The 21,323-nt window shown below is 71.8% G+C and carries 13 protein-coding genes; 7 read left to right on the plus strand and 6 right to left on the minus strand.

Annotation, left to right across the window (positions count from 1 at the left end):
* Window positions 1–2: 2 nt before the first annotated feature.
* Window positions 3–1,622 (minus strand): glycoside hydrolase family 13 protein, encoded by a 1,620-nt coding sequence (locus ACZ4TG_RS23065; RefSeq protein WP_468165728.1) that lies wholly within the window; start codon window positions 1,620–1,622, stop codon window positions 3–5.
* A 222-nt stretch (window positions 1,623–1,844) separates the two neighbouring features.
* Between ACZ4TG_RS23065 and ACZ4TG_RS23070 the strand changes: the two genes are divergently transcribed.
* From ACZ4TG_RS23070 to pulA, 7 genes are all read left to right on the plus strand, one after another.
* On the plus strand, window positions 1,845–3,119 hold the full coding sequence (locus ACZ4TG_RS23070) for an extracellular solute-binding protein (RefSeq protein ID WP_468165730.1): 1,275 nt from the start codon (window positions 1,845–1,847) through the stop codon (window positions 3,117–3,119).
* Between the two features lie 7 nt (window positions 3,120–3,126).
* On the plus strand, window positions 3,127–4,164 hold the full coding sequence (locus tag ACZ4TG_RS23075; protein WP_468165732.1) for a carbohydrate ABC transporter permease: 1,038 nt from the start codon (window positions 3,127–3,129) through the stop codon (window positions 4,162–4,164).
* A gap of 2 nt (window positions 4,165–4,166) precedes the next feature.
* Window positions 4,167–5,081, plus strand: coding sequence for a sugar ABC transporter permease (locus ACZ4TG_RS23080; RefSeq protein ID WP_468166165.1), 915 nt, complete (start codon window positions 4,167–4,169; stop codon window positions 5,079–5,081).
* 49 nt (window positions 5,082–5,130) lie between these two features.
* Entirely contained in the window at window positions 5,131–6,732 is a 1,602-nt protein-coding gene (locus ACZ4TG_RS23085; protein ID WP_468165734.1) for a glycoside hydrolase family 13 protein, read from the plus strand.
* The gene (locus tag ACZ4TG_RS23090) at window positions 6,729–7,736 is read left to right on the plus strand and encodes a LacI family DNA-binding transcriptional regulator (RefSeq protein WP_468165737.1); all 1,008 of its coding nucleotides are present in this window, start codon (window positions 6,729–6,731) and stop codon (window positions 7,734–7,736) included. The genes ACZ4TG_RS23085 and ACZ4TG_RS23090 overlap by 4 nt, the downstream gene beginning before the upstream one ends.
* 2,010 nt (window positions 7,737–9,746) lie before the next feature.
* Window positions 9,747–11,528: a carbohydrate-binding module family 20 domain-containing protein gene (locus ACZ4TG_RS23095; protein ID WP_468165739.1), complete on the plus strand. Its 1,782-nt coding sequence runs from the start codon at window positions 9,747–9,749 to the stop codon at window positions 11,526–11,528.
* A 99-nt stretch (window positions 11,529–11,627) separates the two neighbouring features.
* Window positions 11,628–17,009 carry a pullulanase-type alpha-1,6-glucosidase gene (gene pulA / locus ACZ4TG_RS23100; RefSeq protein WP_468165741.1) on the plus strand — a complete coding sequence of 1,794 codons (5,382 nt, stop codon included), beginning with the start codon at window positions 11,628–11,630 and terminating at the stop codon, window positions 17,007–17,009.
* 84 nt (window positions 17,010–17,093) lie between these two features.
* Here pulA and ACZ4TG_RS23105 read toward each other — a convergent pair whose 3' ends face one another.
* From ACZ4TG_RS23105 to ACZ4TG_RS23125, 5 genes are all read right to left on the minus strand, one after another.
* A complete protein-coding gene (locus tag ACZ4TG_RS23105) occupies window positions 17,094–17,708 on the minus strand; it encodes a polysaccharide deacetylase (protein WP_468165743.1) in 615 nt (204 codons plus the stop codon).
* A 167-nt stretch (window positions 17,709–17,875) separates the two neighbouring features.
* The gene (locus ACZ4TG_RS23110) at window positions 17,876–18,400 is read right to left on the minus strand and encodes a GNAT family N-acetyltransferase (protein ID WP_468165745.1); all 525 of its coding nucleotides are present in this window, start codon (window positions 18,398–18,400) and stop codon (window positions 17,876–17,878) included.
* Window positions 18,401–18,436: 36 nt separating this feature from the next.
* Window positions 18,437–19,147 (minus strand): TetR/AcrR family transcriptional regulator, encoded by a 711-nt coding sequence (locus ACZ4TG_RS23115; protein ID WP_468165747.1) that lies wholly within the window; start codon window positions 19,145–19,147, stop codon window positions 18,437–18,439.
* A gap of 143 nt (window positions 19,148–19,290) precedes the next feature.
* The gene (locus tag ACZ4TG_RS23120; protein WP_468165749.1) at window positions 19,291–20,337 is read right to left on the minus strand and encodes a PDR/VanB family oxidoreductase; all 1,047 of its coding nucleotides are present in this window, start codon (window positions 20,335–20,337) and stop codon (window positions 19,291–19,293) included.
* Complete coding sequence (locus tag ACZ4TG_RS23125; protein WP_468165751.1) at window positions 20,334–21,236, minus strand: metal-dependent hydrolase; 903 nt, start codon at window positions 21,234–21,236, stop codon at window positions 20,334–20,336. Before ACZ4TG_RS23125 ends, ACZ4TG_RS23120 begins: the two co-directional genes overlap by 4 nt.
* Window positions 21,237–21,323 lie beyond the last annotated feature (87 nt).

Raw genomic sequence — 21,323 nt, forward strand, 5'->3', positions numbered from 1 at the left:
CGTCACATTGCCCACCAGGTGCACGAGTCCGGGGGCAGCAGGACCGTGCGCCCGTCCGTCTCCACGGGGGCGCTGGAGAGCACGGGGCGTCCCGGCGCGGGCAGTTCGAGCGCGGCGGCCCGGGAGTTGAGGGTGCAGGCGAAGCCGGGCCGGGTGAACAGCAGCACCCCCTCGGGGGCGGGCAGCCAGGTCAGCGGGCCCGCCTCCAGGGCGCCCAGCCCGGGCAGCGCGCGCCGCAGCTCCAGGGCCGCCCGGTACAGCTCCAGCGTGGAGTGCGGGTCGCCGGTCTGCGCGGCGACGCTGAGCCCCGCCCAGTCCGCGGGCTGCGGCAGCCAGCTGCCGCCCGCGCCGAAGCCGTACGGGGGCTCCCCGCCCGACCAGGGGATCGGGATCCGGCAGCCGTCGCGCAGCCCGTCCTGGCCGGCGGTGCGCAGGAAGGCGGGGTCCTGGCGGACGGCGTCGGGGAGGTCGGTGACCTCGGGCAGGCCGAGTTCCTCGCCCTGGTAGACGTACGCCGATCCGGGCAGGGCCAGCATCAGCAGCGCGGCGGCCCGCGCCCGGGCCAGGCCCTGCGCGCCGCCCCCGTACCGGGTGACGTGCCGTACGACGTCGTGGTTGGACAGCACCCAGGTGGTCGGCGCACCCACGCAGGCGGTGGCGGCCAGGGACTCGTCGATGACGGTCCGCATCGAGGCGGTGTTCCACGGGCAGTTCAGGAAGCGGAAGTTGAACGCCTGGTGCAGCTCGTCGGGCCGGACGTACAGCGCGAGCCGCTCCGAGGTCGGGGCCCAGGCCTCCGCGACCCCGATGCGCGGGCCCTCGTAGGAATCGAGCAGCCGGCGCCAGGAGCGGTGGATCTCGTGGACCCCGTCCTGGTCGAAGAAGGGGAGCGGCTCGGTGCCGATCAGCGTGGCCTGGGCGGAGTGGCCGATGCAGGGCAGCCCGGGGGCCTTGACCATGCCGTGCGCCACGTCCACGCGGAAGCCGTCCACCCCGAGGTCGAGCCAGAAGCGCAGGACGGAGGCGAACTCCGCGGCGACCTCGGGGTGGTCCCAGTTGAGGTCGGGCTGCTCGGGGGCGAAGAGGTGCAGGTACCACTCGCCGTCCTCGACGCGGGTCCAGGCCGGGCCACCGAAGATCGACTCCCAGTCGTTGGGCGGGAGCTCACCGCAGGCGCCCCGGCCCGGGCGGAAGTGGTACCGCTCCCGGGCGGCGGGGTCCTCCAGGGCCGCGCGGAACCAGGGGTGCTCCTCGGAGGTGTGGTTCGGCACCACGTCGACGATGACCCGCAGCCCCAGCGCGTGCGCGGCCCGGACCAGGTCGTCGGCGTCGGCGAGGTCGCCGAAGAGGGGGTCGACGGCCCGGTAGTCGGCGACGTCGTAGCCGCCGTCCGCCTGCGGGGAGACGTAGAAGGGGGTCAGCCACACCGCGTCGACCCCGAGCCGCGCCAGGTGCGGGAGGCGCTCGCGCACCCCGCGCAGGTCCCCGATCCCGTCGCCGTCGCTGTCCGCGAAGGAGCGTACGTACACCTGGTAGATGACGGCATCGCGCCACCAGCCGCCGCTCGCGGAGGCCTTGCTGGAAGCGCTTGCAAGCCGGGATGCGGTCAGCTCATGGGTCATATCGGGGTCAACGCGAGCACACGCCCCCTGGTTGCGGGCCCGGGGAGCCGAACGTGACTCGAACCAACAGCAAGCTGCGGCAACCGTACGGACACACGGATGTAACGATCACCAGCTCTTGCAGAAAATTGCCGCAAGGTCTTTCCGTCGGCTTTCAGTCTTGTTACGTTCCCTGCAACTCGGGACCGCGAGGAAGCGGCCGGGATCATCGAAGGAGTTCATATGCGGCGTGGCATAGCGGCCACCGCGCTGGTCGCGGCCCTGGCGCTCGCGGCGACGGCTTGCAGCGGTGACGGCAACGACGGCAGCGGCGACACCAACGCCGGCGGCGAGCTGACCGGCACGGTGACGTGGTGGGACACCTCGAACGACGCCGAGAAGGCCAGCTTCCAGAAGATCGCCGAGGCGTTCACCGCGAAGCACCCGAAGGTCACCGTCAAGTACGTCAACGTCCCGTACGGCGACGCGCAGAACAAGGTCAAGAACGCCTTCAGCAGCGGTTCCGAAGCCCCTGACGTGATCCGCGCCGACGTCGGCTGGGTCGCCGACTTCGCCTCCCTCGGCTACCTCGACGAGGTCCCGGCCGACTCGGCGAAGAAGGTCGACGCCGAGTTCCTGCCCCAGGCCGCGGCCAGCGGCAAGTACGAGGGCAAGACCTACGCGGTCCCGCAGGTCATCGACACCCTGGGCCTCTTCTACAACAAGAAGATGCTCGCGGACGCCGGCGTCCAGCCCCCCAAGACGCTGGAGGAGCTGAAGACCGCCTCCGCCGCCATCAAGGCGAAGACCGGCAAGGCCGGCCTGTACCTGCGCGGCGACGACTCGTACTGGTTCCTCCCGCTGATCTACGGCGAGGGCGGCGACCTCGTCGACGCGAAGACCAAGACGGTCACCGTCGACAACGCGGCGGGCGTCAAGGCCTTCAAGACCGCCCGTGACCTGGTCACCTCCGGAGCGGCGATCACCAACGCCACCGACGGCTGGACCAACATGCAGACCGCCTTCAAGTCGGGCGAAGCCGCCATGATGATCAACGGTCCGTGGGCCGTCGCCGACAGCTACGCCGGCGACCAGTTCAAGGACAAGGCCAACCTCGGAGTCGCCGCCGTCCCGGCCGGCTCCGTCAAGGCCGGCGCCCCGCAGGGCGGCCACGACCTCGCCGTGTACGCCGGCTCCAAGAACCGCGCCGCAGCGCACGCCTTCGTCGACTACATGACCTCCCAGGAGGTGCAGGTCCAGTCCGCCAAGGACCTCAGCCTGCTCCCGACCCGGACCGCCGCCTACGAGCAGCCCGAGGTCAAGGCCAGCGAGATGGTCCAGTTCTTCAAGCCGGCCGTCGACAAGGCCGTCGAGCGCGCCTGGATCCCCGAGAACGGCTCCCTCTTCGAGCCGCTGAAGGTCGAGTACACCAAGGCGATCACCGGGGCCGCGAGCCCCGAGGACGCGGCCAAGTCGGCCGGCGCCGAGTTCCGCAAGATCCTCAAGGGCTGGAAGTAACGAGAACATGGCTGCTCACACCAGCCAGTCGGTGGCGAAGGCCGCGGGCGGCGACGACGATGCCACGGGCGTCGGCGTCGCGGCCCGCGGCCGGAGCCGCAGGACTGACAGCGGCAATCGCGGCGGTTTCAGGCGCGCCCTGGCCACCCACTGGTACGCCTGGACGATGATCGCACCGGTGGTGCTCGTCCTCGGCGTGATCATCGGCTGGCCGCTCGTCCGCGGCATCTACCTGTCGCTGACCGACGCCAACGAGCGCAACGTCGGCCGCACCATCGGCGCCAACCACATCGAGGCCACCTACACGTTCGTCGGCCTCGACAACTACGCGGACGTGCTCGCCGACCCGGTGTTCCTGCAGCGGCTGGTGTGGACGGTCAGCTGGACCGTCCTGTGCGTGTCGATCACCTTCGCGCTCGGACTGGCCCTGGCCAACATGCTCAACCGGGACTTCAAGGGCCGCGCCGCCTACCGGATGGCGCTCATCCTGCCCTGGGCCGTCCCCGGCTTCGTCTCCGTCTTCGCCTGGCGGTTCCTCTTCAACCGCGACAACGGCATCCTCAACAAGCTCCTCGACGGCGGCGGCATCTCCGCCATCCCGTGGCTCGACGACCCCACCTGGGCCAAGGTCTCCGTCATCACCGTCAACGTCTGGCTCGGCGTCCCCTTCATGATGGTCGCCCTGCTCGGAGGACTCCAGTCCATCCCCGGCGAGCTCTACGAGGCCGCCGAGATGGACGGCGCCACGCCCTGGCAGCGGTTCCGGCACATCACCCTGCCCGGACTGCGCGCGGTGAGCATGACGGTGATCCTGCTCTCCACCATCTGGACCTTCAACATGTTCCCGGTGATCTTCCTGCTGACGCGCGGCGGACCCGGAGACTCCACCGAGATCCTGGTGACCCAGGCCTTCCGGGAAGCCTTCGTGGCCAGCCCGCGCGACTTCGCGGGCTCCGCCACCTGGGGCGTACTGATCCTCCTGCTGCTCATGATCTTCGCGCTGGTCTACCGGCGCTCGCTGCGCAAGCAGGGAGAGGTGTGGTGACCGTGACCACTGCCGCCAAGCCCACCGAGCCCACCGGGTCCGCCTCGGCCGCGCCCGCGCCCGCCGGCACCGCCCGGCCCGCCGGGCGCAAGCGGGGACAGCGCTCCCCGGTCGCCTCCGCCGGCCTGCACGCCACCCTGATCGTCGCGTCCGTCATCGCCGTCTTCCCCGTGCTGTGGGTCCTGCTGACCTCGCTCAAGCCGGCGAAGCACGCCATCAGCACGGACTTCGTCAAGGAACCCACCCTCGAGAACTACCGCTACCTGGTGGAGTCGACCTCCTTCTTCTCCTGGTTCGGCAACTCCGTCCTCGTCGCCGGCGTCACCACCGTCCTCGGCGTGTTCATCGCGGCCACCACCGGATACGCCGTCAGCCGGTTCAAGTTCCCCGGAATGAAACCGCTGATGTGGACCCTGCTCATCACGCAGATGTTCCCCATGGCCATCCTCATCGTCCCGCTCTACAACCTCATGGGACAGCTCGGGCTGCTCAACCAGCCCGTCGGCCTGATCATCACGTACCTCACCATCGCCGTACCGTTCTGCGCCTGGATGATGAAGGGCTTCTTCGACACCATCCCGGTGGAGATCGACGAATCCGGCCGGGTCGACGGACTCAACCCCTTCGGCACCTTCTGGCGGCTGATCCTGCCCCTGGCCAAGCCCGGCCTCGCCGTGACCGGGTTCTACGCCTTCATCACCGCCTGGGGCGAAGTCGCCTACGCCTCCGCCTTCATGGTCGGCGACGAGAACCTCACCCTGGCCGGCGGACTCCAGACCTTCGTCACGCAGTACACCTCCAACTGGGGTGCGATGACCGCCGCCTCGGTCCTCATCGCCATCCCCGCGGCCATCTTCTTCCTCTTCGCCCAGCGTCACCTCGTCGCCGGGATGACGGCAGGCGCGACCAAGGGCTGACCACCCCTGCCTGCTCCCGCATCACCGGCCCGATCTCTCCAAGGACGACATGACCCAGCACCTCGCCGACGCCCTCCCCGCCACGACCGGTACCCAGCCCGGCTGGTGGAGAGAAGCGGTGATCTACCAGGTCTATCCGCGCAGCTTCGCCGACTCCAACGGGGACGGCATGGGGGACCTCGAAGGCATCCGGAGCAGGCTCCCCTACCTCAAGGAGCTGGGCGTCGACGCCGTCTGGCTCAGCCCCTTCTACGCCTCCCCCCAGGCCGACGCCGGCTACGACGTCGCCGACTACCGGGCCATCGACCCGATGTTCGGCACCCTGCACGACGCCGACGCCGTGATCCGCGAAGCCCACGCCCTGGGCCTGCGCATCATCGTCGACCTCGTCCCCAACCACTGCTCCGACCAGCACGAATGGTTCAAGCAGGCGCTCCGCGAAGGCCCCGGCACCCCGCTGCGCGAGCGCTTCCACTTCCGCCCGGGCCAGGGCGCCTGCGGTGAGCTCCCGCCCAACGACTGGGAGTCGATCTTCGGCGGTCCCGCCTGGACCCGGGTCGAGGACGGCGAGTGGTACCTGCACCTCTTCGCCCCCGAACAGCCCGACTTCAACTGGGAACACCCCGCGGTCCAGGACGAGTTCCGCTCCATCCTGCGCTTCTGGCTCGACCTCGGCGCCGACGGCTTCCGCATCGACGTCGCACACGGCCTCGTCAAGGCCCCCGGCCTGCCCGACCTCGGCCGCGACGAACAGCTCAAGCTCCTCGGCAACCAGGTGCTCCCCTTCTTCGACCAGGACGGGGTCCACGAGATCTACCGCTCCTGGCGCACCGTCCTCGACGAGTACGCCGGCGACCGCATCGGCGTCGCCGAGGCCTGGACCCCGAGCGCCGACCGCACGGCCCTCTACCTGCGCCCCGACGAGCTCCACCAGGCCTTCAACTTCCACTACCTGAACACCGGCTGGGACGCCGCCGCACTGCGCTCCGCCATCGACGACTCCCTCGACGCGATGCGCCCCGTGGGTGCGCCGACCACCTGGGTGCTGTCCAACCACGACGTCGTACGGCACGTCACCCGGTACGGGGGCGGCGCGCAGGGCCTGGCCCGGGCGCGGGCCGCCGCGCTGCTGATGCTGGCGCTGCCCGGATCGGCGTACGTCTACCAGGGCGAGGAACTCGGCCTCCCGGAGGTCACCGACCTCCCCGACGCCGTCCGCCAGGACCCGTCCTTCTTCAAGGAGAACGGCCAGGACGGGCTGCGCGACGGCTGCCGCGTACCGATCCCGTGGTCGGGCTCCGCCGCCCCCTACGGCTTCGGCGAAGGCGGCAGCTGGCTGCCGCAGCCCGCCGAATGGGCCGCACTGAGCGTCGAGGCCCAGACCGGTGACCCCGACTCCACACTGGAGCTGTACCGGGCCGCGCTGCGCATCCGCCGGGAGCGGGCGGAGCTGGGCGCGGGCGACGCCGTGCAGTGGCTGGAGGCGCCCGAAGGCGTCCTGGCCTTCCGCCGCGGCGAGTTCACCTGCACGGTCAACACCACCGGGCAGGCCGTACCGGCACCCGTCACCGGAACCGTCCTGCTCACCAGCACCCCGCTCGGCGACCCGGACCTCGTACCGGCCGACACCGCGGTGTGGCGGCAGGGGTGACCTCCCCGCTACGGCTGACGGACATCGCCGCGCAGGCCGAGGTCAGCGAGGCGACCGTCAGCCGCGTGCTCAACGGCAAGTCGGGAGTGGCGGCCGGCACCCGGCACAAGGTGCTGGCCGCCCTCGACCTGCTCGGCTACGAACGGCCGGTCCGGCTGCGCCGCCGCAGCAACGGGCTGGTCGGGCTCCTGATCCCGGAGCTCACCAACCCCATCTTCCCGGCGTTCGCCCAGGTCATAGAGCAGGCCCTGGCCGGGCACGGGTACACGCCGGTGCTGTGCACGCAGACACCCGGCGGGGCCACCGAGGACGAGCTGGTCGAGCAACTGGAGGAGCGCGGGGTCACCGGCATCGTCTTCCTGTCCGGCCTGCACGCGGACTCCTCCGCCGACCCCTCGCGCTACCAGCGCCTCGCGGCGCGCGGTGTCCCCTTCGTGCTGATCAACGGCTTCAACGAGCAGGTCAACGCCCCCTTCATCTCCCCGGACGACCGGGCGGCGGCGGACATGGCCGTCCGCCACCTGGAGGACCTGGGCCACCGGCGCATCGGCCTGGCGATCGGCCCGACACGGTACGTACCGTCCGCCCGCAAGGAGGCGGGGTTCACGGCCGCCGTGCCGGGGGCGGAGGCCGAGGGGCTCATCCAGCGCACCCTGTTCACGGTGGAGGGCGGCCACGCGGCGGGCGGCGCCCTGCTGGACCGGGGGTGCACGGGGATCGTGTGCGGCAGCGACCCCATGGCACTCGGAGTCATCCGAGCCGTCCGCGAGCGGGGGCTGCGGGTGCCGGAGGACGTATCGGTGGTCGGCTTCGACGACTCCCCGCTGATCGCCTTCACGGACCCCCCGCTGACGACGATCCGCCAGCCGGTCCGCGCGATGGCCACGGCCGCGGTCGGCGCCCTCCTGGAAGCGGTCTCGGGCACCCCGGTCCAGCGCACGGAGTACGTCTTCCAGCCGGAACTGGTCGTCCGCGGCTCGACGGGACAGGTCCCGGGGGGCTGAGGGGGCGGCGCCTCTGGGCCCCTCGTGCCGTCGGGCCCGGGCGGCGCCTGCCCACCCGCCGCCCTGTGGGCGGGGCGGTGGCTGCGGGGTGGGGGCGCGAGGCTCGGCGGAGACGGTCAGTCGGACGGCGGCGTCGCTGGGTGGGTTTTCCCCACCGGGGCCGGAAAGCCGGGCGGCGGCGGGCGGGTCGCCGGGGTCCGAGTACCCGGTGTCGGAGAGGTCCTGGGGGCGTCCCGTCAGTCCACTGTCCTTCCGGTTCGGTCCGGTCCGTCAAGGGCGCTCGCTGCGCTCGCGTCGCTTCGCGATGGCCTTCGGCCACCCTTGACCGACCGGCCCGCCCCGGAATGCCATAAGACTGCCGGGAAGCCCCCAGAGGAATGGCCGGGAGGTACACATTCCAGAAACGGCCACATCAGAGATGGGCGGGCAGCCCCCCGTCTCCCCGGACATGCCCCGGGTTCCATTCCGGCCGGGGCGGTACCCCCGCGCAGCAGATCGCTACGCGCTCCTCTCCGCTTAGCGTCCGCGCCCCGTCTTGGGCTGGACATAGGCCGCCTCAGATCGCTACGCGCTTCTCATCTCTCAGCGTCTGCGGCCTGTCTGTGCCTGGACATAAGCCGCCCCCGGCCTGTCCGTTCTTCTCCTCATCTAGCGTCGATCGGATCGTTGTGAGCTGCGCATAGGCCGCCATCGATCGCTGTGCGCTTGCCGAGGAGGGCGTCTGCGGCTTGTTTGGGGTGTGGGCGATGACGTCTGGGGCTTTGAGGTGATCTGGTGGCGAGCTGTGCGGCATTCGATGCACGCAGACCGCCCAGGAGCGCTTGTCGGTTAGCGATTTGGGCGTCTGCGGGCGTAAGAGGAGCCAAATGATGAATCCATCACCCGCAGACTCCGACAGACCGCCCGCCAATCCCCATCCGCCGCCCTCCCCGGCCGGAAACGGCCGCAAGACGCAGGCAAAGAGCAATATCCGACCCTCACGGCCGCCCAAAGGCCCTACCCAAGGCAGCTTGAGGGCCGCTAATGCCCAGAGCCATCTGCCGGCCTGTCGTCGATGACGTCCAGACACACACGACCCGCAGACGCTGAACCAAGACGAGCCCCTGCCCCTTTCTTGCGGCTTATGTCCAGCCCATGGCGAGCTGATCGACGCCAGATGATGACAAGCACGCACAGGCCGGGGGCGGCTTATGTCCAAGGACAGACGGGCCGCAGACGCTGGACCAAGACGAGCGCCTGCCCGTCTCTCGCGGCTTATGTCCAGCCCACGACGGGCTGATCGACGCCAGATGAGGAGAAGCACCCACAGGCCGGGGGCGGCTTATGTCCAAGCACAGACAGGCCGTAGACGCTGAGAGATGAGAAGCGCGTAGCGATCTGAGGCGGCCTATGTCCAGCCCAAGACGGGGCGCGGACGCTGAGCCGGGAGAAGCGCGTAGCGATCTGAGGCGTGGGCCGTGATGGGGCCGGGGCTGCGAAGGTGCCGCCAGCTGGCTGCGGGGAACGGGGAATCTGCCCGTCTATCGCTGAGGGAGCTGGGACCGGACATGAACCTCCCGGCCATTCCTCTGGGGGCTTCCCGGCAGTCTTTTGGCATTCCGGGGCGGGCCGGTCGGTCAAGGGTGGCCGAAGGCCATCGCGAAGCGACGCGAGCGCAGCGAGCGCCCTTGAGGGACCGGACCGAACCGGAAGGACAGTGGACTGACGGGACGCCCCCAGGACCTCTCCGACACCGCGGACTTGGATCCCGGCAACACCCCTGCCGCCGTCGGTTGTCCGCTGCCGTTTGGGGTGACCCGCTCACTCCCTGCCGCCGCCGGCTGTCCGCCCCCGGTTGGGGTGACCCGCTCACCCCCCGCCGCCGCCCGGCTGTCCGCCCCCGGCTGGAGCGACCCGCCCCGCCTCGTCCCGGAAACAATTCTGCAATCTCTTGCGCAAAGTCTTGCAGCTGTTCACCCCGCCCCCTACGGTCGCTGGCATCCCCACCTCTTCCGCCAGGAGGCCCCCCGCATGCCTGCCAGAGCCGTCAGCGCTGCAAGAACCCCCACGAGAGCCACCCGCACCACCCGCACCATCCGGCCCACCCGCATCACCACAACCCTCCTCTCCGCCACCGCCCTTGCCGCCGCCACGCTGACCGCGCAGGCTCCCCACGCCTCCGCCGCGGCCCCCGGGGAGAAGGACGTCACCGCCGTGCTCTTCGAGTGGCGGTTCGACTCCGTGGCGCGGGCCTGCACCGATGCCCTCGGGCCCGCCGGGTACGGGTACGTGCAGGTCTCGCCTCCGCAGGAGCACATCCAGGGCTCCCAGTGGTGGACCTCGTACCAGCCCGTCAGCTACAAGATCGCCGGGCGGCTCGGTGACCGGGCCGCCTTCAAGGCCATGGTCGACACCTGTCACGCCGCCGGTGTGAAGGTCGTCGCGGACTCCGTCATCAACCACATGGCCGCCGCCGACGGCACCGGAACCGGCGGCTCTTCGTACACGAAGTACAACTACCCCGGCCTCTACTCCGGCCCCGACATGGACGACTGCCGGACGTCGATCTCCAACTACACGAACCGCGCCGACGTCCAGAAGTGCGAGCTCGTCCAGCTCGCGGACCTCGACACCGGCGAGGACTACGTGCGCGGCCGGATCGCGGGGTACCTCAACGACCTGCTCTCCCTCGGCGTCGACGGTTTCCGGATCGACGCCGCCAAGCACATGCCCGCCGCCGACCTCGCCAACATCAAGTCGCGGCTGAGCAACCCCGGCGTGTACTGGAAGCAGGAGGCGATATACGGCGCGGGCGAGGCCGTCGCGCCCTCCGAGTACCTCGGCAACGGCGACGTGCAGGAGTTCCGCTACGCCCGCGATCTCAAGCGGGTCTTCCAGAGCGAGAACCTCGCCCACCTCAAGAACTTCGGCGAGGCCTGGGGCTACATGCCCTCGGACCGGTCGGCCGTCTTCGTCGACAACCACGACACCGAGCGCGGCGGCGACACCCTCAACTACAAGGACGGCTCCGCCTACACCCTCGCCGGCGTCTTCATGCTGGCCTGGCCGTACGGCTCCCCGGACGTGCACTCGGGGTACGAGTGGAGCGACAAGGACGCCGGTCCGCCCAGCGGGGGAGCGGTGAGCGCCTGTTACGCGGACGGCTGGAAGTGCCAGCACGCCTGGCGGGAGATCTCCTCCATGGTCGCCTTCCGCAACGCCGCGCGCGGCCAGGCGGTCACCGACTGGTGGGACAACGGGGGTGACCAGATCGCCTTCGGGCGGGGCTCCAAGGCGTACGTGGCCCTCAACCACGAGGGCTCGGCGCTGACCCGCACCTTCCAGACCTCCCTCCCGTCGGGCGGCTACTGCGACGTCCAGAGCGGCCGCACGGTCGCCGTCGACTCCGGCGGCCGGTTCACGGCCACCCTCGCGGCCGGCACCGCCGTCGCCCTGCACGTGAACGCCCGTACGTGCGGCGGCACCACCACCCCGCCCACCAGCCCGCCCACCACCCCCGCCTCCGGCGCGTCCTTCGCCGTCAACGCCACCACCGTCCCCGGGGAGAACATCCACGTGACGGGTGACCGCGCCGAGCTCGGCGGCTGGAACACCGGCAGCGCCCCGAAGCTCGACCCGGCGTCGTACCCCGTCTGGAAGCTGGACGTCCAGCTGCCGCCGGGCACGACGTTCTCGTACAAGTACGTCCGCAAGAACGCGGCCGGGACCGTCACCTGGGAGAGCGGAGCCGACCGCGTCGCGACCGTCCCGGCGAGCGGCAAGGTCGCGCTGAACGACACCTGGCGCAACTGACCCCGCCCCGCAGACCAGGGCCGCCCGGTGTACCACCCGACCCCGCCACCGCCGGGCGGCCCTCATCCACGCGTACCCCCGTACACAAGGAGACCCGCCTTGATACGCCCCGCCGCAGGAGTGCTCGCCGCCGCCCTGGCCGTGACGCTCCTGCCCGCCCTGCCGGCCGCGGCCGCCACCCGGCCGCCGGCCCCGCCCTCGGACGCCAAACTGGCGGCCGAGCCGGCCCGCCACGACCTGACCCGGGAGCAGTTCTACTTCGTGCTCCCGGACCGGTTCGCGAACGGTGATCCGCGCAACGACCGGGGCGGCCTGACCGGCACCCGGCTGGAGACCGGCCTGGACCCGACGGACAAGGGGTTCTACCAGGGGGGCGACCTCAAGGGGCTGACCGACCGGCTCGACTACATCAAGGGGCTCGGCACCACGGCCATCTGGATGGCGCCGATCTTCAAGAACCAGCCGGTGCAGGGCAAGGGCGCCGACGTGTCGGCCGGCTACCACGGGTACTGGATCACCGACTTCACCCAGGTCGACCCGCACTTCGGCACCAACGCCGATCTGGAGCGGCTGATCGACAAGGCGCACAAGAAGGGGATGAAGGTCTTCTTCGACGTCATCACCAACCACACCGCCGACGTCGTCGACTACCGGGAGGCCTCCTACGGGTACCTCTCCAAGGGCGCCTTCCCGTACCTGACCAAGGACGGGGTCCCCTTCGACGACGCCGACTACGCCGACCACGCCGAAGGCGCGGCCGGCAAGCGGAAGTTCCCGACGACCGGTCCCGGCTCCTTCCCCCGCAACCCCTTCGTCCCCGAGGCGAAGAAGAACCTCAAGGCCCCGGCCTGGCTCAACGACCCGTCGATGTACCACAACCGGGGCGACTCCACCTTCGCCGGCGAGTCCTCGGAGCAGGGGGACTTCTCCGGCCTCGACGACCTGTGGACCGAGCGTCCCGAGGTGGTCGACGGGATGGAGAAGATCTACGAGAAGTGGGTCAAGGACTTCGACATCGACGGCTTCCGCATCGACACGGTCAAGCACGTCAACACAGCCTTCTGGACCCAGTGGGCCACCGCCCTCGACAAGTACGCGGCGCAGCACGGCCGCAAGGACTTCTTCATGTTCGGCGAGGTCTACTCCGCCGACACGGCCGTCACCTCCCCGTACGTGACGCGCGGCCGCCTCGACGCCACCCTCGACTTCCCGCTCCAGGACGCGATCCGCGCGTACGCCTCCCAGGGCGCGGCGGCCGGGCGGCTGGCCGCCGTCCTCGGGGACGACTACCGCTACACCACCGACAAGGCGAACGCCTACGAGCAGGTGACCTTCCTCGGCAACCACGACATGGGGCGCTTCGGGACCTTCCTGAAGCAGGACCGGCCGGCCGCGGGGGAGCAGGAGCTGCTGGACCGGTACCGGCTCGCGAACGAGCTGATGTTCCTCTCCCGGGGGAACCCGGTGATCTACTCCGGTGACGAGCAGGGCTTCACGGGCGCGGGCGGCGACAAGGACGCCCGCCAGCCGCTGTTCGCCTCGCGGACCGCCGACTACCTGGACGACGACCAGCTCGGCACGGTGCGCACCCACGCGAGCGACGCCTACGATCCGGAACACCCGCTCTACCGGCAGATCAGTGCTCTCTCGAAGCTGACCAAGGCCCACCCGGCCCTGCGCGACGGGATCCAGAGCGAGCGGCTCTCGGACGGCGGCGTCTACGCCTTCGCCCGTACGGATCCCCGTGCGCGCACCGAGTACCTGGTCGCCGCGAACAACGGCTCCGAGGCCCGCACCGTGGAGATCGACGCCCCGGCCGGCGCCCAGTACCGCACCCTCTACGGCGGCAGCGGCAGCCTCGGCAGCGGCAGCGCCCTCGTCCGCTCCTCGGCGGCCGGCAAGCTCACCGTCACCGTCCCGGCCCTCGCCGCGGTGGTGCTGCAGGGCACCGCCCCGCTCGCCGCGCCCGCCGCCAAGCCGGCCCTGACGCTGAAGGCCCCGGCCGCCGGCGCCGCCGGTACCGTCGAACTGTCCGCCGAGGTCAGCGGCGGCGGCCTGAACCGGGTCGTCTTCGCCGCCCAGACCGGCTCCGACAAGTGGCAGGTCCTCGGTTCCGCCGACCACGCCCCGTACAAGGTCACCCAGCACGTCACCGCCGCACCCGGCACCCCCCTGCGCTACAAGGCCGTGGTCATCGACTCCGCCGGGCGCACCGCGAGCGCCCTCGCCGCATCCGCCGCCGGCCAGGCCCCGCCCGTCGAGGTCCCCACCGCCACCCAGCGCGAGTACGCGGTGGTCCACTACAACCGCCCCGACGGCGACTACACCGACTGGCGGCTCTACGCCTGGGGCGACCTGGCCGACGGGGAGGCCACGCCCTGGCCCGCCGGCCACGCCTTCACCGGCCGCGACGCGTACGGGGCGTTCGCCTACGTACGCCTCAAGCCCGGCGCCTCCTCGGTCAGCTACCTCGTCATCGACAAGGACGGCAACAAGGACGTCGCCGCCGACCGCACCCTCGACGTGACGAAGACCGGCGAGATCTGGCTGGAGCAGGGCAAGGAGCCCGCCCGTACCGACCGGCCCGCCTACCCGCCCCAGGACACCGCCAAGGCCGTCCTGCACTACCAGCGCCCCGACGGCGCCTACGACGGCTGGGGGCTGCACGTCTGGACCGGCGCCGCGAACCCGACCGACTGGTCCAAGCCGCTGCCGCCCGCCCGCACCGACTCCTACGGCGCGGTGTACGAGGTCCCGCTCGCCGCCGGCGCCCAGAGCCTGAGCTACATCCTGCACAAGGGCGACGAGAAGGACCTCCCGACCGACCAGGCCCTGGACCTCAAGGCCTCCGGCCACGAGGTCTGGATGCTGGGCGGAAAGGAGAAGTACCTCCTCCCGCAGCCCGCCGGCTCGGCCGCGGCCCTGGACCTCACCAAGGCGGAGGCCGTCTGGATCGACCGCGACACCGTCGCCTGGAACGCCCCCGGGGCCGCCGCCTCCGTCCAGCTCCTCGCCTCCCGCGAGGGCCGGATCACCGTGGAGAACGGCGCGCTGAAGGAGGGCGGCGCCCAGTGGCTGCGCCTGGGCCGGACCCAGCTGACCGACGCCCAGCGGCAGAAGTTCCCGCACCTGGCCTCGTACGCCGCCTACACCGTCGACCCGCGCGACCGCGACCGGGTCCGCGAGGCCCTGCGCGGCCAGCTCGTCGCGAGCGCCCGCGCCGCGAACGGCGCCGCCCTGGCGGCCACCGGGGTCCAGCTCGCCGGGGTCCTCGACGACCTGTACGCGACGAACGCCCGGCTCGGCCCGGTCTTCCAGGACGGCCGCCCCACCCTCTCCGTCTGGGCGCCGACCGCCCAGCAGGTCTCCCTCGAACTCGACGGCCGCACCGTCGCCATGCGCCGCGACGACGCCACCGGCGTCTGGTCGGTACGCGGCGAGCGGGGCTGGACCGGGAAGCCGTACCGCTACGCCGTCACCGTCTGGGCCCCGAGCACCCGCCAGGTGGTCCGCAACCTGGTCACCGACCCGTACTCCACCGCCCTGACCGCCGATTCCTCCCACAGCCTGGCCGTGGACCTGGCCGACCCCAAGCTCGCCCCGCCCGGCTGGCGCGATCTGAAGAAGCCCGCGCCCGTGCCCTTCACCTCGGCGCAGATCCAGGAGCTCCACATCCGCGACTTCTCCGTCGCGGACCGCACCAGCGCCCACCCCGGCCAGTACCTGGCCTTCACCGACACCGGCTCGGCCGGCATGCGGCACCTGCGCGAGCTGGCCGCCGCCGGAACCTCGTACGTCCACCTCCTGCCGGCCTTCGACTTCGGCACCGTCCCGGAGAAGCCCGCCGACCGCACCGAGCCGGCCTGCGACCTGAAGGCGTACGCCCCCGACAGCGAGGAGCAGCAGGCCTGCGTGGCCGCCGCGGCCGCGAAGGACGCGTACAACTGGGGCTACGACCCGCTGCACTACACGGTGCCGGAGGGCAGCTATGCGAGCGATGCCGACGGCACGGCCCGGAGCGTCGAGTTCCGCAGGATGGTCCAGTCGCTGAACGGCGCCGGACTGCGCACGGTCATGGACGTGGTCTACAACCACACCGTGGCGTCCGGCCAGTCCGACAAGTCGGTCCTCGACCGGATCGTGCCGGGCTACTACCAGCGCCTGCTGGCCGACGGCAGCGTCGCCACGTCCACCTGCTGCTCCAACACCGCTCCCGAGAACGCGATGATGGGCCGGCTGGTCGTGGACTCGATCGTCACCTGGGCGAAGGAGTACAAGGTCGACGGCTTCCGCTTCGACCTGATGGGCCACCACCCGAAGGCCAACATCCTGGCGGTGCGGGCGGCCCTCGACCAGCTGACCGTGGCCAAGGACGGGGTCGACGGCAAGAAGATCGTCCTCTACGGGGAGGGCTGGAACTTCGGCGAGGTCGCGGACGACGCCCGCTTCGTCCAGGCCACCCAGAAGAACATGGCAGGCACCGGCATCGCCACCTTCTCCGACCGCTCGCGCGACGCGGTCCGCGGCGGCGGCCCCTTCGACGAGGACCCGCGCGTCCAGGGCTTCGCGTCCGGGCTCTTCACCGCCCCGAACTCCTCGCCCGCGAACGGCACTCCGGAGCAGCAGCGCGCCCGGCTCCTGCACTCCCAGGACCTGATCAAGGTCGGGCTGACCGGCAACCTCGCCCCGTACGCCTTCACCGACACCACCGGCCGCCGCATCAAGGGCTCCGAGCTGGACTACAACGGCGCCCCGGCCGGCTATGCGGCGGCCCCGGGCGACGCCCTGGCCTACGCCGACGCCCACGACAACGAGTCCCTGTACGACGCCCTGACCTTCAAGCTCCCGCAGGGCACCCCGGAGGCGGACAAGGCCCGGATGCAGGTCCTGGCGATGGCCACCGCGGCCCTCTCCCAGGGCCCGGCCCTGTCCCAGGCCGGCACCGACCTGCTGCGCTCGAAGTCGCTGGACCGCAACTCCTTCGACAGCGGCGACTGGTTCAACGCCATCCACTGGGACTGCCGGGACGGCAACGGCTTCGGCCGCGGCCTCCCGCCGGCCGCCGACAACCGCCCGAAGTGGCCTTACGCGAAGCCCCTGCTGACCGGCCCGGCCCCCGGCTGCACCGAGACCGCCGGCGCCTCGGCGGCCTACCGCGACCTGCTGAGGATCCGTACGACGGAACCGGCCTTCGCCCTCACCACGGCGGAGGCCGTCCAGTCCGGCATCGGCTTCCCGCTCTCCGGGACGGCCGAGACCCCGGGCGTGATCACCATGACCGCGGGCGATCTGGTGGTCGTCTTCAACGCCACCCCCGGCGCCCAGTCCCAGCGCGTCGCGGACCTCGCGGGCCGGCCCTACGCGCTGCACCCGGTCCAGGCCGCCGGCTCCGACCCGGCGGTGAAGGGGTCGGCGTACGACACGAAGACGGGGCAGTTCACCGTCCCGGCCCGTACGGTCGCCGTCTTCAAGCGCTCCTGACCGGCGAGGGCTCCTGAGGCGGCGGTGCCGGCCATGGTCCGGCACCGCCGCTTCATGCCGTCAACAGGGCCGCGGCCCCAGGCCTCAGACCCAGATCCGCACGGCTTCCATCCGCCGCGACTGGCCGGTCGTCCCGACGTACACCGGATTCCCGGCCGCCGAGTTCAGCCAGCCGTGGTCCGCGACGTGGGCCTGCGCACTCACCCCGCCGGAGCCGACCTGCACCCCCAGGGCCTCCATCCGGCGCGACTGCCCGGTGGTGCCCACCGTCACGGCCGCGCCCTCCCCGGCGCAGGCCCAGCCCTGCCAGCCGACGTCGGCGAGGTGCGCGTTGGCGCAGACCCCGCCGACCCCGCGCGTGGCGATCACCACGGCCTCCATCCGGCGGCCCTGCCCGGTCGTCCCGGCCACCTGGCCGTTGCACACCGCGGCCTGCCACCCGATGTCCTGCACGTGCGCGGAGTAACAGACCACGCGGGCGGCCGGGGCCAGCGAACGCTGCCTGGCCGCCGCCGCCTCCACCTGCGCGATCACCGCGGCGGGCGCCTGTACGACGCCGCCGCCCGCGACCGCCCTGCCGCTCGCCGGAGCCGGCGCCGACGGCTGCTCCTGGGCCTGCGCCACCCCCGTGGCACCCAGCACACCCGCCAGCGCCATGCCTAAGACGGCGCCCGCGGCCCTGCTCATGGAATTCTTCACGGTTTTCCCCTCCTGGTACCGACTGGTCGCGCCCATCTGTACCGGCGGGCCGGAGCGAGGGGCAACCGGCCGCGGGGGCCACGGCCGAGAGGGGACCCGCCCCGGCGCGCGCCGGGTGCTCGCGCGCGTTCACGGCCCAGTGCGCCGCGGCCGTGGTCAGGGCCGCGTCAGACGTCGAGGCGCCGCTCGAGGAGGATCACCCCGTACACCCGGCCGTCCTGGGCCTGCTTCGACGGGAACTCGCCCACCACCCGGTAGCCCGCGCCCTGGTAGTAGGCGAGCAGGCGGGCGTTGGAGGAGACGCAGTCCAGCCGGGCTCTCTCCCGCCCGGTCCTGGCGATCCGGTACTCGGCGTGTTCGAGGATGCGCCGGCCGGCCCCGGCGGGCGCGGCCCCGCGCTCCACCATCAGCCGGTGCACGTAGCCGGCGACAGGCGGCTGTATCCCCCAGGCCTCCTCGTCCGACCACCACAGCTCGTACGCGCCCACTACCCGCCCGTCGGCGTCCTCGGCGAGCCACACCTCGCCCTCGCGCATCTTGGCCCGGAAGTGCGCGGTGTCCTTCTCGCCCGGCTTCCACTGGTCGATCCCGTTCGCCCGCATCCACCGGGCGGCCTGGTCGTACAGCTTCACCAGCGTGCCGGCGTCCTTCTCCACGGCCGGCCGGAACAACATCCCGTCGTCAATGATCACGCGGGCATTATCACGCGGCGTCCCCCCGCGCCGTGTTCAGCGGGGGCGCGGCACCGTCGTCGGCACGATCGCGGCGAGCCGTCCCACCAGCACCCCGAACGGCCCCTCGGCCGGCTCGTCGGCCAGGATCCGTACGAGGATCCCCGCCATCTCCTCGTCGTACGCGGCGCTCACCGCGGCCAGCGCGGCGAAGTCGTGCACCAGCTGCAGCTCCAGCTCGCTGCGGGGGATCTTCCGGCCGTCGAGCCAGATCAGCGCCGTGGACTCGGCCAGCGACACCCACGACCGCACCACGAGCTCCAGCCGCGCGGGCGGCTTCTCGACCCGCAGGTGCTTGAGGATCTCCTCGTACGCGGCCTGCCGCACCTCGTCGATCATCGCGTTGGCCCGGCTGCTCCCGGCCGCCGGCCCGCCCCGCATCAGCGCCGAGAAGCCGGGCCCGTGGTCGTCGACGAACGCGAAGAACCGGCCCATGACGCGCAGCAGCCGCGACCCGAGCGGCCCTTCCTGAGGCTCGACGAACCGCTGCGCGAGCTCATCGGCGGCCCGCCGCAACGCGGCCTCGTACAGGCTGAGTTTGCCCGGAAAGTAGTGGTATACGAGCGGCCGGGATATCCCGGCGGCCGCCGCGATCTCGTCGATCGACACATCGTCGGGCGACCGGTGGCTGAACAGCTCCAGGGCCACCCCGATCAGCTGCTGCCGCCGCTCTTCGACACCCATCCTGCGTCGCACCCCGGTTGTCATGCGGACACCCTACTTCGCCGCCCGGCCCCCCTGACCAGAGCGCCTCCCGGTCCGGCCGCCGCGCGCGGAGCCGGACCGGATCCCGGCCCTCCGCACCCGGGGCAACTGCGGGACGGGGCGGCCCGGTAGGCCGTCCTCCCTCGCTACAGGTCCAGGACCAGGCGGTCCGAGGAGGCGCGGGACACGCACAGGAGCATGCTGTCCTCGCGTTCGCCGTCCGTGAGGAGCTCGTCGCGGTGGTCGATCCCGCCCGCCAGGACCCGGTGTTGGCAGGTGCCGCAGAAGCCCTGCTCGCAGGAGTACGGGGTGTTCGGGAGCTCCCGCCGGACCGCCGTCAGGGTGGACTCGTCCGCCGCGACCTCCACCGTGCGGCCCGAGCGGCGCAGTTCCACCGTGAAGGGGTGCGCGGCGTCCGTCGAGGCGGCCGGGGCGAAGCGCTCCAGGTGTACCGGCACGCCAGGGGGCGCGGCCTCGGTGACCGCCGCCATCAGGGGCTCCGGGCCGCAGCAGTAGACCAGGGTGCCCGGGCGGGCGGCGGCGAGGGGGCCGAGGTCCGGCAGGCCCGTCTCGTCCTCGGCGAGGACCGTGACCCGGTCCCCGTACGCGGCGAGTTCGGCCAGGTACGGCATCGACGCCCGGCTGCGCCCCCCGTACAGCAGGGTCCACCCGGCCCCGGCGGCCGTGGCCGCCCGCAGCATCGGCAGGATCGGTGTGATGCCGATCCCGCCGGCCACGAAGACGTACGAGGACGAGGGCTGGAGGGGGAACCGGTTGCGCGGCGGGCGCAGTTCGAGTTCCGCGCCCGCCACCAGCCGGTCGTGCGCCTCGCGGGAGCCGCCCCGGCCGTCCTCGACCAGCCGGATCGCGATCGTGTAGCGGCCCTCTTCGGCGGGGTCGCCGCACAGCGAGTACTGGCGGACCAGCCCCGACGGCAGCACCACGTCCACGTGCGCGCCCGGGGCCCAGGCGGGCAGCTCCGGCGATTCCAGGGTCAGCTCCAGCACGCCTTCGGCCGGTTCGGCGCGCTCCACGATCAGGGCCCGCAGCAGCCGGCGCGGGGAGTACCCCGATACCGGGGTGTCCAGGGCCGGCAGGGGCCACAGGGGCGAGCGGGCGATCCGCCTGCGCAGGGCGCGGCGGGTCAGCAGCGCCGCCCCGGCCACCGCCGTCACCGTCAGGGTGCGCCTCATGCCCGCGCCCCGAAGCCGCCGTTGGCGCCCGGCGAGGACGCCAGGTAGGCCTCCGCCTGGGCGGTCGACCCTTCCTGCGAGGGGTGGTACGTACGGGAGAGGTACGTCGGGATCGACTTCAGCATCGCCCCCGCAGAGGGCAGTACGCCCTGCTGCCCCGCCCGGAAGAACTGGCCCAGCGAGGCCTTGGCGGCGGGCAGCTCGGGGTCGTTCTCCATGAAGAAGCGGGTGCCGCGCTGCCACAGGAACGCCAGGGCCGCGAAGCCGGTGGCCCAGGTCCTGGCCCGGCGGCGGTAGCTGCCGTCCACGTGCATGAAGAGGTCGAAGGCCACCGAGCGGTGCTCGACCTCCTCCGCCCCGTGCCAGCGCAGCAGGTCCAGCATCATCGGGTCGGCGCCGCGCCGGTCCAGCTCGTCCGCGTTCAGCACCCAGTCGCCGAGGAAGGCCGTGTAGTGCTCGATCGCCGCGATCATCGCGACCCGCTCCATGAGCCACCACTTGCGCGCCTTGCCCGGCGGCAGCGTCCGGTCGCCCAGCAGCTTCTCGAAGAGCCAGTCGACCTGCGCCGTGTACGGGGTGGGGTCCAGCCCCAGCCGCTTGAGGTGGGGGAGCACGTCGTCGTGCGCGGCGGCGTGCATGGCCTCCTGGCCGATGAAGCCGACCACGTCCGCCCGCAGCCGCTCGTCCGTGATGTACGGGAGCACCTGCTTGTAGACGTGTACGAACCAGCGCTCCCCGGCGGGCAGCAGCAGGTGCAGCACGTTGATGGTGTGGCCGGCGAAGGGGTCGCCGGGCAGCCAGTGGAGCGGGGTCGCGTCCCAGGAGAAGGACACGTTCCGCGCCTGGAGGTCTATGTGTTCCGACGCCACGGGGGCCGGCGCGAGCGGCGTATTAGACATGGCGTCAATGTACTGAGGGGTAGCGGGGAGGAAAACCCCTCTGCGCCGACTTCCTGCCCGGGACCGGGCGCGCCGTGGAAGACGGCC

The organism is Streptomyces sp. NPDC028314 (assembly GCF_055565795.1).